The organism is Arthrobacter sp. C9C5, from assembly GCF_013359735.1.
In the GTDB taxonomy this organism is placed as follows: Bacteria; Actinomycetota; Actinomycetes; order Actinomycetales; family Micrococcaceae; genus Arthrobacter.
The window spans coordinates 107974-122584 of record NZ_JABFMX010000011.1 but is presented as its reverse complement, the minus strand read 5'-3'; the positions used below and the strand labels follow the sequence as shown (position 1 = coordinate 122584).

Annotated in this window: 12 protein-coding genes; 5 read left to right on the top strand and 7 right to left on the bottom strand. The window is 70.3% G+C overall.

What is annotated here, in order from left to right:
- Nucleotides 1–124: 124 nt before the first annotated feature.
- The 5 genes from HNO80_RS10550 to HNO80_RS10530 form a co-directional block, all read right to left on the bottom strand.
- Nucleotides 125–1084, bottom strand: a complete 960-nt coding sequence (locus HNO80_RS10550; protein WP_175322809.1) for a lipid II:glycine glycyltransferase FemX — start codon at nucleotides 1082–1084, stop codon at nucleotides 125–127.
- Nucleotides 1085–1087: 3 nt separating this feature from the next.
- A complete protein-coding gene (gene manA / locus HNO80_RS10545) occupies nucleotides 1088–2359 on the bottom strand; it encodes a mannose-6-phosphate isomerase, class I (protein ID WP_175322808.1) in 1272 nt (423 codons plus the stop codon).
- 41 nt (nucleotides 2360–2400) lie between these two features.
- Nucleotides 2401–4032 carry an LCP family protein gene (locus tag HNO80_RS10540; protein WP_175322807.1) on the bottom strand — a complete coding sequence of 544 codons (1632 nt, stop codon included), beginning with the start codon at nucleotides 4030–4032 and terminating at the stop codon, nucleotides 2401–2403.
- An 11-nt stretch (nucleotides 4033–4043) separates the two neighbouring features.
- Nucleotides 4044–4568 (bottom strand): 5-(carboxyamino)imidazole ribonucleotide mutase, encoded by a 525-nt coding sequence (purE, locus tag HNO80_RS10535; RefSeq protein ID WP_217500805.1) that lies wholly within the window; start codon nucleotides 4566–4568, stop codon nucleotides 4044–4046.
- Between the two features lie 74 nt (nucleotides 4569–4642).
- On the bottom strand, nucleotides 4643–5836 hold the full coding sequence (locus tag HNO80_RS10530; protein WP_175322805.1) for a 5-(carboxyamino)imidazole ribonucleotide synthase: 1194 nt from the start codon (nucleotides 5834–5836) through the stop codon (nucleotides 4643–4645).
- Nucleotides 5837–6038: 202 nt separating this feature from the next.
- Between HNO80_RS10530 and HNO80_RS10525 the strand changes: the two genes are divergently transcribed.
- On the top strand, nucleotides 6039–6611 hold the full coding sequence (locus tag HNO80_RS10525; RefSeq protein WP_175322804.1) for a GtrA family protein: 573 nt from the start codon (nucleotides 6039–6041) through the stop codon (nucleotides 6609–6611).
- Between the two features lie 49 nt (nucleotides 6612–6660).
- Here the strand turns inward: HNO80_RS10525 and HNO80_RS10520 are convergent, their stop codons facing one another.
- Entirely contained in the window at nucleotides 6661–7389 is a 729-nt protein-coding gene (locus HNO80_RS10520) for a TIGR03089 family protein (protein WP_175322803.1), read from the bottom strand.
- A gap of 373 nt (nucleotides 7390–7762) precedes the next feature.
- On the opposite strand from HNO80_RS10520, the gene HNO80_RS10515 reads away from it, so the two are divergent.
- From HNO80_RS10515 to HNO80_RS10505, 3 genes are read left to right on the top strand one after another with little or no spacing between them, the layout of a single operon-like run.
- Nucleotides 7763–8308 carry a WhiB family transcriptional regulator gene (locus HNO80_RS10515; protein ID WP_175322802.1) on the top strand — a complete coding sequence of 182 codons (546 nt, stop codon included), beginning with the start codon at nucleotides 7763–7765 and terminating at the stop codon, nucleotides 8306–8308.
- A gap of 29 nt (nucleotides 8309–8337) precedes the next feature.
- Nucleotides 8338–11763, top strand: coding sequence for a glycosyltransferase family 2 protein (locus tag HNO80_RS10510; RefSeq protein ID WP_175322801.1), 3426 nt, complete (start codon nucleotides 8338–8340; stop codon nucleotides 11761–11763).
- Complete coding sequence (locus tag HNO80_RS10505; protein ID WP_175322800.1) at nucleotides 11756–13498, top strand: DUF5719 family protein; 1743 nt, start codon at nucleotides 11756–11758, stop codon at nucleotides 13496–13498. The genes HNO80_RS10510 and HNO80_RS10505 overlap by 8 nt, the downstream gene beginning before the upstream one ends.
- Nucleotides 13499–13528: 30 nt before the next feature.
- On the opposite strand, the gene HNO80_RS10500 is transcribed toward HNO80_RS10505, so the two are convergent.
- The gene (locus HNO80_RS10500) at nucleotides 13529–14029 is read right to left on the bottom strand and encodes a metallopeptidase family protein (protein WP_175322799.1); all 501 of its coding nucleotides are present in this window, start codon (nucleotides 14027–14029) and stop codon (nucleotides 13529–13531) included.
- 165 nt (nucleotides 14030–14194) lie between these two features.
- Between HNO80_RS10500 and HNO80_RS17955 the strand changes: the two genes are divergently transcribed.
- Nucleotides 14195–14584 carry a DUF3499 domain-containing protein gene (locus HNO80_RS17955; RefSeq protein WP_175322798.1) on the top strand — a complete coding sequence of 130 codons (390 nt, stop codon included), beginning with the start codon at nucleotides 14195–14197 and terminating at the stop codon, nucleotides 14582–14584.
- Nucleotides 14585–14611 lie beyond the last annotated feature (27 nt).

Below are 14611 nucleotides of genomic sequence, written 5' to 3'. Positions count from 1 at the left end.
GCGAACGGACACTTGGGGCCCCGAAATCGCCGCTGCGTGGGCCGTAAGTGTCCGTTCGCGCGTGGGGGTGGGCCTTAAGTGTCCGTTCGCGCGTGGGGGATTGGGCCGCAAGTGTCCGTTCGCGCTACTTGCGGAGCTTGGCGCGCAGGCCCTTGAGGAGCTGGGCGGCCTTGCGGGCGAGCTGGTACGCGCCGTACCGGAGCTTCTTCACCGGCAGGTCCCACGTTCCGGGGTAGGCGATTTCACGGCCGCCGAAGGATTTCTTGAACGCCGTGAATCCGGCCCACTTGTGGTCGGGCTGGTCCGCGGGGGCCACGCCCCAGAGGTCCACGTGCGCCAGGCCCTTGTTCTTGGCATCGGCCATCAGCGTGACGAGCAGCGGAATTCCCGCGCTGAGCTTCCGGTGCGTGTCATCCAGGGCGGCGTGCGCATAGGTGCGGGTGTCCGCGGAGTCGTAGGCCAGGGCCGCAGCGATCGGCTTGCCCTCGAGTTCGGCGATGAAGAGCGTGGCGGCACCGGCCGGCATCAGCGAACGCGCAACCTGGGTCAGGTACTCGTCACTTTGCGGCTTGAAGCCGTTGCGTGCCGCGGTCAGGTGCAGGAACTCCAGCAGCACGGAAATCTCCGCGGGATCCTGGCTGGACCGGAAGGTCACACCCTTCTTATGGATGTTGCGGTACAGGTTGCGGTTGACCGGCTTCATCTCCGCCAGAACGTCTTTGAAGTCGCGGTCCAGGTCCACGATCCAGCTCAGTTCGGGCTGCAGGTTCGCCGGCGCGGGCCGCAGGCCGCGGCTCCGCAGCACGGTGCCGGCGTCGGAGGCCGCGAACCCGGAGCTGACCGGTTCCAGCCGGACGCACACCGCCCCGCACCGGCGGGCCAGCGCCGTCAGGGACTCCAGCGCGGCGTCGAAGGCGGCGAGGGACTCGGCAAGCGGGCCGTACGGCACGTACAGCACCTTGCCGGCCGGGTTGCGTTCCTCGACGGCGAGGAAACGCCAGCCTTCCCCGGCCTGCTCGTGCACGGTGCGGCCCAGGGCGCGCTGGACGTCGGCCCAGTGCGGGCCCTGCAGGAAGTAATCCACGGTTCAGGCCTTCATTCCGGTAGTGACGGCAAAGGCCACGGCGGGCCCGGTGGCACCCGCGACGGGGTGCACGTTGACCGGCGCCTCGGCGGCCGGAAGGAACGCCGAAGCGCCCCGCTCCAGCTGCAGATCGCCCTTGGGGGAGTCCAGCAGGATTGCGCCGGACACCACGATGATCACCGCGGCGCCGGCCTGCGCCAGCGGCACCGGTTCCGCGCCGGGGCTCAGTTCCACCCGCTGCAGCGAGAATTCCTGGAACGGCGGCCGGTAGAGCTCCTGGCCCAGCATCGTCGTCTCCGCGCTAAGCGCCGGCACGCCGACGGCCTCGAAGGCGATCGTCTTCAGCAGTTCCGGCACGTCCACGAATTTCGGCGTCAGCCCGCCGCGCAGCACGTTGTCCGAGGAGGCCATCACCTCGATGCCGAGCCCGTGCAGGTACGCGTGCACATTGCCGGCGGGCAGGTACACGGCATCACCGGGGGCGAGGGAAATCCGGTTCAGCAGCAGCGAGATCAGCACGCCGGGATCCCCGGGGTAGTCCTGGTTGAGGTTCACCACCGTGGTCAGCTCCGCCACGTGCGATGCCATCGGCGCGCCGGAGACCAGCGCGGCGACGACGGCGGCCGTCGCCTCGGCGACGTCCTCGCCGCCGGCGATCAGCCGCTCGAAGGCGGCACGAAGGGCGGCCGGTTCGGCGGACCGGGACAGGTCCTCGAGCAGCCGGGGAAGCAGTGCCGGGACGTCCAGGCCCGCGAGCTCAAGGCACTGCACCAGGTGCAGGAACACGGCCCGCGACTCTGCCGCGGGCCGGAACCCGCAGAGGGCCTCGAACGGCGTCAGGGCGAAAATCATCTCCGGCTTGTGGTTGTCGTCCTTGTAGTTTCGCTCCGCGGCGGCCCGGTCAACGTCGGCAGCCTCCTCGCGGGCGAACCCGGCCCGCGCCTGCTCAAGCGTCGGATGCACCTGCAGGGACAGCGGGCGTTCGGCGGCAAGGACCTTGAGCAGGAATGGCAGCCGCGGACCAAAGCGGGCCACGCTGTCGCCGCCAAGATGGTGCTCCGGGTCGCCTGCGATCAGCTCGTCCAGGGCCAGCCGGCCGCCGTCGTCGGCGTCGCCTTGAGCGGCTGAGGTGACCGCCAGCGACGGGGAGTCCGGGTGGGCGCCGATCCAGAGCTCGGCCTCCGGGCCGCCGGAGGCCGGCCGACCGAGCAGACCGGCGATCGCGGTGGTCGATCCCCAGGCGTAGGGCCGGAGGACGTTCTCAAGTTCGTACACGGAATACCTATCTGCTTGACGGACGGAGCAAACGTCCGGACCTAGAGGGGCGCGCACTGGCCGTTGGTGGCCACCAGGTTGCGGATGGACTGCTCATCGCCGTTGCGTTTGAAGTCGTTGAGCATCTGCTCCGTGATCGGCTCGCCCTCCGGCGTGGTGGTCACGGGGGTGAAGTCCGACGACGACGGCGACGGCGAAGGCTTGGTGGCGGAGGGCGCTCCGGCCGCGGAGAGCGGTCCGGGCACCAGCGCCGGCTGGCGGATGGAGTCGTCGGCTGCCCCGGCCGCGGGAGCGGGCCCGAGCAGCTTGTCCACCGCCTGGTGGATCTTGTTGAAGTCCGGCACCGTGGAGAAGGAGGCGTCGAAGTCCGGCGGCCCGATCGTCAGCCGGCTCACGGGCTGGCCCTTGGACTTCATCGCGAGGTCCACGAAACTGCCGAGCTGGCTGGCGGAAATGTTGGAGTCGACCACCTTGGTGCCGGCCTTGACGATCCCCTCGAATTTCGCGAGCAGCGTCGCGGGATCCATCTGCTTGAGCATCGCCTGCTGGACGCACTGCTGGCGGGCGATCCGGGCGTAATCGTCGACGAATTCGCGGGAGCGGCCGTACCAGAGGGCGTGATAGCCGTCCAGCTTGTTCTCGCCCGCCGGGATCCAGCCCAGCGGCATGCCGTGGATTCCGTTGGCTTCGTCGATGGTGGGGCCGCTGATCGGAACCCAGCCACCGGCCTTGATCCGGATTCCGCCCATGGCGTCGATGAGTTTGGCGAAGCCGTCCATGTCGACCAGGACATAGGCCTGGACCTTGATGCCGAGGGTGCCGGAAACCGCCTCGAGGGTGGCTTGGGCGCCCGGGTCCTGCACGCCGGGGTAAAGATCCTTGTACTTGTTGGTGACCTCGGTGTTGATGGCGTTGATGAGGCACTCGTTGCCGCAGTCGTAGCCGTCCGGGTAGATCTTCCGCATCGGGGAGCCCTCGCTGAACTGGGCGTTCTGGAGGTTGCGGGGGATGGAGATGATCGCCGCCTTGCCGGTCTTGGCGTCCACGCTGATCACGGACAGGCTGTCCGGGCGGCGTCCGGTGCGGTCCGCCCCGGCGTCGCCGCCCATCATCAGGAAGTTGTAGCGGCCTTCGGAGGGCTCCATGGCCGGGCCGTTGGCGAAGATCGTGCCGATCGCGTCCCGGCCGACGTTCAGCAGGTACGCCGCGTAGCCCAGGCTGCCGCTGCTGAGCAGCATGGCCAGCACCAGGGTGACGACGACGGCGGTGCGCGTCCCGGTCTCCAGCAGCACCGGGCGGACCAGGCGCAGTGTGTTGAGGAACAGGGCCGCCCAGCCGAGGGCGAGCAGCGCAAGCACGATGACCAGCACCAGCGAGGTGGCGGGATTGGCGATGAAGTTGATCAGTGTCGGGCGGGACACCACGAGCAGGACCAGGGCCACGATGACCAGGACCCAGGCGGTGAGGGTGACGCGGAGCGCGAACCGCCCCAGTCGGCGGTTGCCCGCGACGATCTGGGCGCTGCCGGGGACCAGCAGTGTCATCAGGATCAGCAGGAAGGCGCGCTTGGCCAGGACCGGCGACGCCGCTCCGGAGGGGTAGCGGACCGGGTCCGTCAGGGCACTCCGTGGCGGCTGCGACTTTTCCTGCGCAGCGGCGAAACCTTTGCTCATGTGCTGGATCCCTACCGGCCGCCCCGCGTAACGCTGTTTTCGTCCGAGAAGACTTCGGCCACCTTGTTGCGCAGGTTCGCACCCTTCCGGGTGGCGGCGTCGTTGAGTTCCTGGGCGAACTGCACCAGATCGGAGCGCAGCTGGTCCGCGAGGGCATCCGTGCCCGAGGCCAGCATCCGGACCGCGAGCAACCCGGCGTTGCGGGCGCCGGCGATCGAGACCGTGGCGACCGGCACGCCGGCGGGCATCTGCACGATGGACAGCAGCGAGTCCATCCCGTCCAGGGTTTTCAGCGGAACGGGCACGCCAATCACAGGCAGGGGAGTCACGGAGGCGAGCATACCGGGCAGGTGTGCTGCGCCGCCGGCGCCGGCAATGATCACGCGCAGGCCGCGTTCATGCGCGGTCTGCCCGTAGCGGATCATCTCGGTGGGCATGCGGTGGGCGGAGACGACGTCGGCCTCGAAGGGGATGCCGAATTCGGCCAGCGCCTCGGCGGCGGCCTCCATCACGGGCCAGTCGGAGTCGGACCCCATCACGAGGCCCACGATCGGGGCGGCCCCGTTGCCGGAGTTCCGGGAAGCGGAGTCTTGGGCTTCGGTGCTGGCGTTCACGCGTTCTCCTCGGGGTTCCCCGGGGCGGCGGCATGCGCCCGTCCGTCCCGGATGATGTTGGCGACGGTAGCGGCCCGCTGCCGGACGGAGTCGACGTCGGCGGCAGAGGTGCCGACGAGATTGACGTGCCCGATTTTCCGGCCAGGCCGCACGGCCTTGCCGTAGCAGTGGACCTTGGCGGCCGGCTCACTGGCGAGGGCCGCGGGGTAGGCGGAGAACAGGTTCTGGTTCGCGCCGCCGAGGAAGTTCTTCATGACCACAACAGGTCCCAGCAGGTCGGTGGCTCCCAGCGGCAGGTTCAGGATGGCTCGCAGGTGCTGTTCGAACTGGCTCGTGACCGAGCCGTCCTGCGTCCAGTGGCCGGTGTTGTGCGGACGCATGGCGAGTTCGTTGATCAGGAAGCCGGCGCCGACTCCAGGGGTTTCGAACATCTCCACGGCCATGACGCCCGTGACGCCGAGCTCGTTGGCGATCCGGACGGCGGCGTCCTCGGCCGCGGCGGCAACCTCCAGCGGGATGTCCAGGGCGGGGGCGATGACTTCGTCGCAGACGCCGTCGACCTGGACGGTGTGGACCACGGGCCAGGCCCGGGATTCGCCGTCGGGCGTCCGCGCGACCATGGCCGAGAGTTCACGGCTGAACTCCACCTTGGCCTCGGCCAGGAGGGGGCTCATGGCCTCGAACCAGTCGGCCGAGTCCGCGGCATCCTCGGCGGAGGCGACGATCCGCACGCCCTTGCCGTCGTAGCCGCCCCGCGGCGTCTTGAGCACCACCGGCCAGCCGGCGTCATCCCCGAAGGCCACCAGATCCTGCACGTCCGCCACGGCGGCCCAGCGCGGGTTGGGAAGCTCCAGCCGGTCGATCGCTGCGCGCATCACCAGCTTGTCCTGGGCGTTGACGAGGGCATCGGGGCCCGGGTGGACGTTGACGCCGGCCTCGATCAGGGCGCGCAGGTGCCCGGTGGGGACATGCTCATGGTCAAAGGTCAGCACGTCCAGGCCGCGGGAGAACTCCAGCAGGTGGTCAAGGTCCGTGTAGTCGCCGACCGGGGCCTTGGCCACGGCCGCGACGGCGGAAACGTCCTCACCCTCGGCGAGGACACGGAGTTCGAAGCCGAGGGCGGTCGCGGCAGGGGCCATCATGCGGGCAAGCTGGCCGCCGCCAACCACGCCGATTACAGGAAAAGTCACATCTCCCAGCCTACCGAAAACCTGCGCGGAACCGGCCTTCGCACACCCGGGCCGCCCAAACAGCGGCATTTTCGGCGTGGATGGCCGGGCGCCGCCGCGGATTGGGGCCGGCTGTGGGCGCGCACCCGGGAAACGGCGCTAAAATGGGCCGTTGGCCATATGGCCGCCAGATTCCACCAGATTCAAACGGCCATGGAGGGTCATGATTAACACACTTGCAGATCGTGCGCGTGGGCTTGCCTCGCTCTTCTGGCGCGAAGTGGCAAAGTTCGGCGCCGTCGGCGGTGTCGCCTTCATCATCGACAACGGCCTGACGTACTACCTGATGCACGGCGCCATGTCCGACAGTGAGGCGAAGGCCCGCTTCGTGGGCGCGACGGTCGCCACGATCTTCTCCTGGATCGCGAACCGCTTCTGGACTTTCCGCCACCGGCGCCAGGAAAACGTGCTGCGTGAATTCGCCATGTTCGTCCTCATCAACGGCATCGGCATCGGCATCTCCACCGGCCTCACCGCCCTCGCCAAGTACGGCATGGGCATCACGGACAAGAACATGCTCTTCTCCGCCGGTGTCGTCGGCATCCTCGTCGCCACGGTGGTGCGGTTCTTCGCCTACCGCTTCCTGGTTTTCAATAAGGAACTCGACGACGAGCCGGAGTTCTCGCACGACCACGAAATCATCGAACGGCACCCGCACGGCCAGGACGCCGTCAAGGTTCCCGGGCAGAGCCTCCAGGACCCGGACGTTCCCGGAACCGAACCCGACCACCGCTGAACCGGTCCCACCGCTGAACCGGTCCCACCGCTGACCAGGCTGGCCCGGGTCAGCTCCGGCTGACCCGCTCGTCACTGAGCAGCCGGTCGGTAACCGCAACGTCCGGGTGCACCAGCACCACGGAACCATCGCGCTGCCACGCCCCGAGGGACTGTGCCAGGACCGATTCGAGGCCGTCGGCGGCCCGGACCAGCAACCGCTCCCCGCTCTCCGCGGACTCCGCCGGAGAGGCCTTCGCCGGGGCGGCAAAACCCTGCAGCAGCTCGGCGTGGCTGTACGCATCGCCCGCAGCACCCTGCACGGCCCGGCGGCCGGCTTCCGGGTCTACGTGCGGCATGAAAAAGTCGCCGTGGGAGCGCACCTCGGCGGCGTAGTCCACGACGCCGGAGGGCAACTCGCCCAGCCAGCGCATCGCCAGCGCCGGCAGCGCGACCGCCAGGACGGCGTCGAACGCACCTTCCGCGGCAGCCGGCCCGGGCTCCGCGGTGGCGAGCAGCTCGGCTTCCGCGGCGTCGAGCACCACCTCCATGCCGAGCTGCCAGGCGGCCAGCGCGAGCACCACGGATTTCCAGTGCGCCGGGAGAGCCAGCCGCAACCTCGTTCCCGGCTCAGCGTCCAGCTCGTCCTGCAAGAGATTGCTGGTCTTGGCCACCCAGTTGTCCAGCACCCGGCCGGAGAGTTCCACGCGTTCGGCGTCGGGCCCGTACCAGGTCAACCGGGGAGAGGTCGACTGGCCGGATCGCAGGGCTGTCATCAGTTCGAATGCCGGGATGCTCATGCTCTCATCTTGCCACGGCGGTGCGGGACGTGATCTCGGTCACAGCCGGCTCGGGGACGCACCCCGGACGGCGGCGGCGCGGTGGAGGGCGGCGGCGGAAAATCAGCGTAAACGCAGGAGAATCGCAGAAAAGGCGCAAGAAAGTGGTCAGCAGGCTGTCAATTCCGAGCCAGCAGGCGGGCGGGGCGCAAAAACTCCCGGGCGTGGCGTGCCCCGGCATTCTGATGGGAATTGATTATTATCTCCGCTGCGGCTTGACTCCCGGATACTTACACACGTGTAATTAGGTATCGAAAGCCAATGCGCATCAGGCGGCACACAACCGAGTGTCCGAGGGTCAGGCAAGGGCTGCAAAATCAGAGAGGGAACGCCAATGGGGCTTGCAGAGCGTATCCATGAAGATGAAGTTGTCGCCGGCCAGGCGACGGCAAAATACCGTTCACGCGGGGTGCCGAGTGACTGGTACGTGGACCCGGCCGATCCGGACGCCGCGGAGCGGTACAACGAACACACCCAGGATTCGCTGCAGGACCAGGCCACGGCCTTCCTCGCAGCCCATGAAGCACTTCTGGCAGGGAACCCGGAGCAGGACAATGATCCGCTCGACCCGCCAATGGAACTGCAGACCCTGCACTCCGGAACCACCGCCCAGCCGGTGTGGATCGGGTTGCCGTCCCGGCAGGACTTCGATGACGAAGGCGAGCTCGGATGGCAGACAGACGCACTCTGCGCGCAGACCGACCCGGAGGCCTTCTTCCCTGAAAAGGGAGGCTCCACCCGCGACGCCAAAAAGGTGTGCGGTGCATGCAATGTACGCTCACAGTGCCTGGAGTACGCCTTGTCCAACGACGAGCGCTTCGGCATCTGGGGCGGCCTCTCCGAGCGGGAACGCCGCAGGCTTAGGAAGCGGGCAGTCTAATTCTTCAAGAAGTACGAGTCACCGCCGTTGTGGTAGCCCACAACGGCGGTGACTATCTCCCCAGGACCCTGGCGGCATTGGCGGCGCAGACCCGTCCGGCGGATGCAGTCATCGGGATCGACACCGGATCACGCGACCACTCGGCGGCACTGCTTGAGCAGGCGCTCGGCAAAGCCAACGTCACCGTCTTCGACCAGGCCAGGACCGGCCTGGGCGGTGCCGTCCAGGCCGGACTGAAGGCGCTCGCGCCCTGGCGCGGGGACGCCGGGCACGCCGCCTCCGAATGGATCTGGCTGCTGCACGACGACGCCGCGCCGGCTCCCGAGGCCCTTGCCGAGCTCTTGCACGCCGTGGAACGGGCGCCCTCGGTCACCGTGGCCGGCTGCAAGCAGCTGGACTGGCACGCCGGCCGCCGGCTGATCGACGTCGGACTTTCCACCAGCCGCTGGGCCGAGCGCCTGACGCTGATCGAAGCCGACGAACTCGACCAGGGCCAGTACGACGGCCGCAGCGACACCTTTGCCGTCAACTCGGCCGGCATGCTGGTGCGCCGCGACGTCTGGGAGGACCTCCGCGGCTTCGACCCTGCCCTTCCGGGCAGCGGCGACGACGTCGACTTCTGCTGGCGCAACCGGCTCGCCGGCCACCGCGTGGTGGTGGTCCCGAGCGCCCGGATCTTCCACGTGTCGCACCGGCCGCACGCCCAGGGCAACGCGACGGCGGCCCGCAAGGCCCAGGTCCACCTGCGGCTCAAGCACGCCTCGGCCTGGAAGGTTCCGCTGCACGCCGCTGGCGCCCTGCTGGGCAGCCTCTTCAAACTTGTCCTCAGCATCGCCGTCAAGGACCCCGGCCACGGATTCTCCCAGCTGCTGGCAACCCTTGGCGCCCTCGGGAGGCCCGCAGCCGTGTACCGCGGCCGGCGCAACGCGGCCCGCACACGGCGCATCCGGCGCTCCGTCATCAAGGGGCTGCAGACGCCGCGGCGCGAGGTCTGGGCGCACCGGCGTTCGCTGATGGAAGCCCTTGGATCGGACGATACCGACGCGCCGTCCAGGCACGACCCGCTGGCCGAACAGCCCAGCGGTGATTCCGCCGACGACTTCGCCGCCCTGGACACCACCGGGCGCGGCTGGGCGGGAAACGGCGCCCTGCTGGCGCTGCTACTCACCGCCGCGGCCTCCGTGGTCGGACTGTTGAGCCTATTCCGCGCCGACGCAGTCACCGGCGGGGCGCTGATCCCGGTCTCGACCCGCCTGGGCGACATCTGGACCCATGCTTCGGGCTGGTGGATTGCCCTCGGTGCGGGCCTGCCGGGCCACGGCGACCCGTTCGGCTACGTACTCTGGGTGCTCGGCGTCCTTGGCGCCGGCAACACCAACGGTGCCGTGGCCTGGCTGCTGGTGCTGGCCATGCCGTTGTCCGGGCTGGGGGCTTGGTTCGCCGCCGGTGCCCTGACCCGCCGGCGCAGGCTACGGCTTATTGCCGCACTCATTTGGGCCGGCGCTCCCGCCCTCCAGGTGGCACTCAACCAGGGCCGCCTCGGCGCGCTCGTTGCGCACGTGATGATGCCGTTGCTCGTCCTGGCCCTGCTTCGCGCCACCGGCTCCGTCCCGGGCCGCGGACGCTACGCCGTCCCGGCGCCGGGCGAGCGGCGCTTCACCGAGACGCCTCCCGCCAAGCCCGGAATCAACGGCACACCGTCGTGGACCGCGGCAGCCGCGGCGGGACTGGCGCTGGCAGTCGTTACCGCGGCGGCACCGTCGCTGCTGCTGCCCTCCTTCACCGTCGTCATCCTGTGCGGCGTGCTGCTGCGAGGCCGCGGGCGCACCGTCTGGTGGTCGCTGCTTCCCAGCCTTGCCCTGTTCCTTCCCTTTGCCCTCTCTGCCCTGGACCGTCCGCGCGCCCTGCTGGCAGACCCGGGCCTGCCGCTGGGCTTCGACGCCGCGCCGCTTTGGCAGCAGGCGCTGGGCCAGCCGCTGCGCTTCGAGTCCGGCGCCGGCCTGGCCGGACTGACGGTCTTCGGGCCGGGGGCCGTGCCGTGGGCGCTGCTGCTGGCACTGCTGTTCGGCCTGCCCCTCGTGCTGCTGGCCCTCACCGCGCTCTTCCTCCCGGGCCGGCGCGGAACGGGCCGGCGGCCGCGGCTGGCCCGCAGTTTCTGGGCCGCCGCCGTGCTGATGCTGGCGGGCGGCTGGCTGGCCGGGCACGTCGCCACCGGCGCCAGCGCCGACGTTCTGGTCACCCCTTTCACCGGGCCGACGGTATCGGCGGCGGCGTTCGCGCTGCTGGGGGCGGCGCTGCTCGGTGCCGAAGCCGTCCTCGACGCCGCCGACGCGTCCGCTGCAGCCACACCGGGCCGCGCATTTTTGGTTCGCAAAATCCTCATCCGCGGCACCGCCGTCACCGCAACGGTGCTCCTGCTCGCCGGGCCGCTGGCCGGGCTCGCCGCGTGGGCCGCACACAACGTGCTGCAGTCCGACCCGCCCCCGGCCGCCGCCGCCCCGAGCGGGGACGCGTCAGATGCCGCCCCCGGCAGCATCGCGGGGGCGGATGCGGACACCAACGCTGACCGTGGCAATGGTGCGCTCGGCACCCGCCGGCTGGTCCAGGCCACCAAGGCCCGCACGCTCCCGGCGACGGCCATCGACCGTGGCGAGGGACCGGAACAGACCCGGACCCTGGTCCTCTCCGCCAAGGAGGACGGAACGTTCGCGGCCGCACTCATGCGGGGTGACGGCACCAGGCTGGACGAGCTGTCCGCCGTCGCCTCCGCCCGTCCGGTGATGGGCGAACCGGGCAAGGAAACGGTCCGGGACGACGACGCCGTCGCGGCTTCCCTGCGCAGCGTGGTCGCCACGATTGCCGCCGGCCAGGGCGTGGACCCCCGCCGGCAGCTGGAGCAGCTCGGCGTCGGCTTCGTCGTCCTGGAGGCCAGCGACAGCTCGGCGGAACTGACGGCCAGCCGGCTGGACGCCGTTCCCGGCCTCGTGGCCGTCGGCCAGACCGACGTCGGCTGGCTGTGGCGGATCAGCTCGCTGAACGAGACGGTAGCCAAGGCCGCCGACGTCGCGCACCGCGTGCGGGTCGTCAACGCTGCCGGCACCACCATCGGGCTGCTGCCGGCCGGGGTGGTCGCCGCCGATGCGGCCGTGCCGGCCGGGCCGGAAGGCCGGCTGGTGGTCCTTGCCGACCGGGCCGATCCGGGCTGGAGCGCCTGGCTCGATGGCCGGCGCCTGACCGCCACCACCGCAGACTGGGCGCAGGCGTTTACCCTGCCGGCCCAGGGCGGCCAGCTCAGCATCCGCTACGAAAACCCGTGGGCCCTCTGGACCGGAATCGTCCAGGCCGTCGTGATCGGCCTGACTATCCTGCTGGCCATTCCCATGCCTGCCCGCCGTCCGAACACCGGGCTCTCCAGGGACGAAGGCTCCCTGCGTAAGGAACATCAGCATGCATGACACCCATGGGGCCGTAACGCCTCCGGAACGGCCCGAACCGGCCAAGCAGTCCCAGACCCCGGCGGTTGAGAGCAAGCGGGACAGAAGCGCACGCGGCGCCCAGCCGCGCACGGCCCGCACCGGGGTTCCCGCCTTGGCCCGGCTGAAGAGCCTCTCGAGGACCGTCGGGGGAGTCCTGTCCGCCGCAGTGCTTGTCGCCGCCGGCGGCGGCCTGGTCGCGGCAACCGCACTCGCCCCGCAGGTCCCCGGCAGCCGGCCGCTGGAGGCGCCGCTGGCCGCGGTTCCGGCCGGCAGCAGCGTGGGCATCTGCCCCGGACCTGCGCGGCTGCTCGAAGGCACGCCCGTCGGCACCGATCCGCAGTTCAGCCCGGAATCGGCGACCGCGAAGAGTGCGGTCAACGCCGTCGTCATCAGCTCCAGCACCGGCGCACTTCCCGGGAGCCGGCTCGCCGCGCTTACCGGCAGCCGGCTGGTGGAACTTGCGAAGGCCACCCCTGCAGCCGCGGCGCCGACTGCGAGCCCGGCCCCGGGCGCTCCAGCATCGGCGCTGCAGGCCGGCGTCGTGTCGCAGCGCGCTGTCGACGCCGTCAGTGTGCTCAGCGCGGATGCGCAAGAAAACCAGCAGCCCTCGGCCGGGGCCGTGATGAGCTACACGGCTGATGACGGGGACCTCCGCGGCGCGGCTGCCGCCGCCTGCCAGCGTCCGGCCAACGACCTGTGGCTGGTCGGGGCGAACACCGCCCTCGGCCGGACCGCCGTGCTGAACCTCAGCAACGCCTCCGGCACGCCGGCTACCGTCGGCCTGGATCTCTTCGGCGCCAAAGGCCCCATCCAGGCCCCCGGAAGCCGCGGGCTGCTGGTCGCGCCGGGCAGCACCCGGTCCATCATCCTGGCCGGCCTGGCGCCCGGGCAGAACCAGCTGAGCGTGCGGGTGCGCAGCACCGGCGGCCCCGTCGCGGCCGTCATCCAGCAAAGCGTGCTCCGCGGGCTGACCCCCGGCGGGGTGGATTTCATTTCGCCGGGAACGGCCCCCGCGACCCGCCAGGTCATCTCCGGCATCGATATCCAGAACCCGGACGCGCTGGCGGCGCTGGGCGCCAAAACCGGCTTTGCCGACGCCAAACCCGCCCTGCAGATCACCGTCCCCGGCGCCGCGGACGCCGTGGTGGAAGTGAAACTTTTCGGCCGAGACGGCCAGAAGGCCCTGCCCGGCGGCGGCGTGGTCACCGCCAGGGCGGGCGCCGTCACCGAGGTCTCCCTCGCGGGCGTCCCGGCGGGGCACTACACGGTCGCGGCCAGCTCGGACGTTTCCTTCGCCGCCGCGGCCCGGGTCACCCGCGGGCTCAGGGCCGAGGAAGCCGCCGATTTAGCCTGGGCGCCGTCTTCGGCGAGGCTCGGAAGCCAGCACGTGGTTCCGGTGCCCCGGACGGGCGAGCGGTTCCTGATGTTCGGCGCGCCGGAAGGCCGCGCCAAGATCTCGTACACGCCGATCACCGCCGACGGCAAGGTCCGCACCGCCGCCACGATGGACATCGCCGGCGGAACCACCGCTTCCGTCAAAGTGCCCGGGGAGGTGGGTGGCTCGCCGCTGGTGGGGTACCTGGTCTCGGCGGCGGGGGATGCGGCCTACGGGGCCGTAATGCTCCAGCAGGGCGGCAGGTCCGACATCGCCAGCATCCCGGTTACACCCGGCCCGGCCGGCCAGGAACAGATCGCGGTCACCCTCGGGTACTAGCCGGCACGGCCAGCTCTCAGCAACGGCGTCCTAATAGCGGCGGCGGTACACCGGGTCCAGCGACTCGGGCGGGACGCCGAGCATCTCCGCGGTACGCTCCACCACCACGTCATGCACGAGGTCCTGGAGTTCTTCGCGGCTGCCGCAGGCCTGCTCCACAACCCGCCGGTAAAGCGTGATCACCGGGCCCTCCTCCGCCGTCGCCGGTGAGTAGGAGCCCATCGGCGCCGGGGTGCCGTCGGCTACGAGCTTTTCGAGTCCGGGCGGAATTTCCTCGACCGCAAAACGGACCCCGTCCAGCGGCTTCCCCCAGATATCGTGCAGGCGCTGGGCCGAATCCAGGACAAAGTCATCGAAGCGGTCCGAACGTGTCCGGTAGCCGGGCAGCGTCGGGAGCATCAGCTCGCCGCGCAGGCCGCGGCCGTGACGGTTCCTGCGACGTTGCCGGAAGCTCTTCCCCTTGGCGGTGCCGCCGTCGCCGGGGTCAGCCAACCGGACCGTAAAGCCGGGATCATGGTGCGATGACTGCATATCTTGACTCTAAACCCGGCGCCTGATTTCTGCGATATGGCGGCCGTCGCGACCCGCCGTCGCAGGCCGCCGGACACCGCCGGCTGCCCTGGACGCACCGCCCCGGGGCCGTACGGGCGTTTCAATGCGCGGGAGCGGGGACGTGGGGGAGTAGTCTGTGATGTCGTGGGTGCAATTCGTCAGTGTTCAAGGTCCGCCTGCCGGAATTCGGCGGTGGCTACTTTGACGTACGTGTATGCCGACTCCACCGCAGTCCTCGGCCCGCTGGCCACCTACGCCGAGCCGCACTGCTACGACCTTTGCGAGCAGCACGCCGGTACCCTGACCGTCCCGCGGGGCTGGGAAGTCCTGAGGCTCGCGATGCCGGCCACCCCGGCCGGTCCCGGCCCCGACGACCTGCTGGCCCTGGCCCATGCGGTCCGCGAGGCCGCCGCCCGGCCCGCAGCCGCGGAGCCCGCCCAGGGCCAGCGTGCCGCGCATCCGGCTCTCGAAGCCCCGGCCGCCGCCGACGGTACGCGCCGCGGGCATCTGCGCGTCCTGCGCGAACCCTCCTGAGCCGCGAACTGGCGGTAGGCTGGGAAC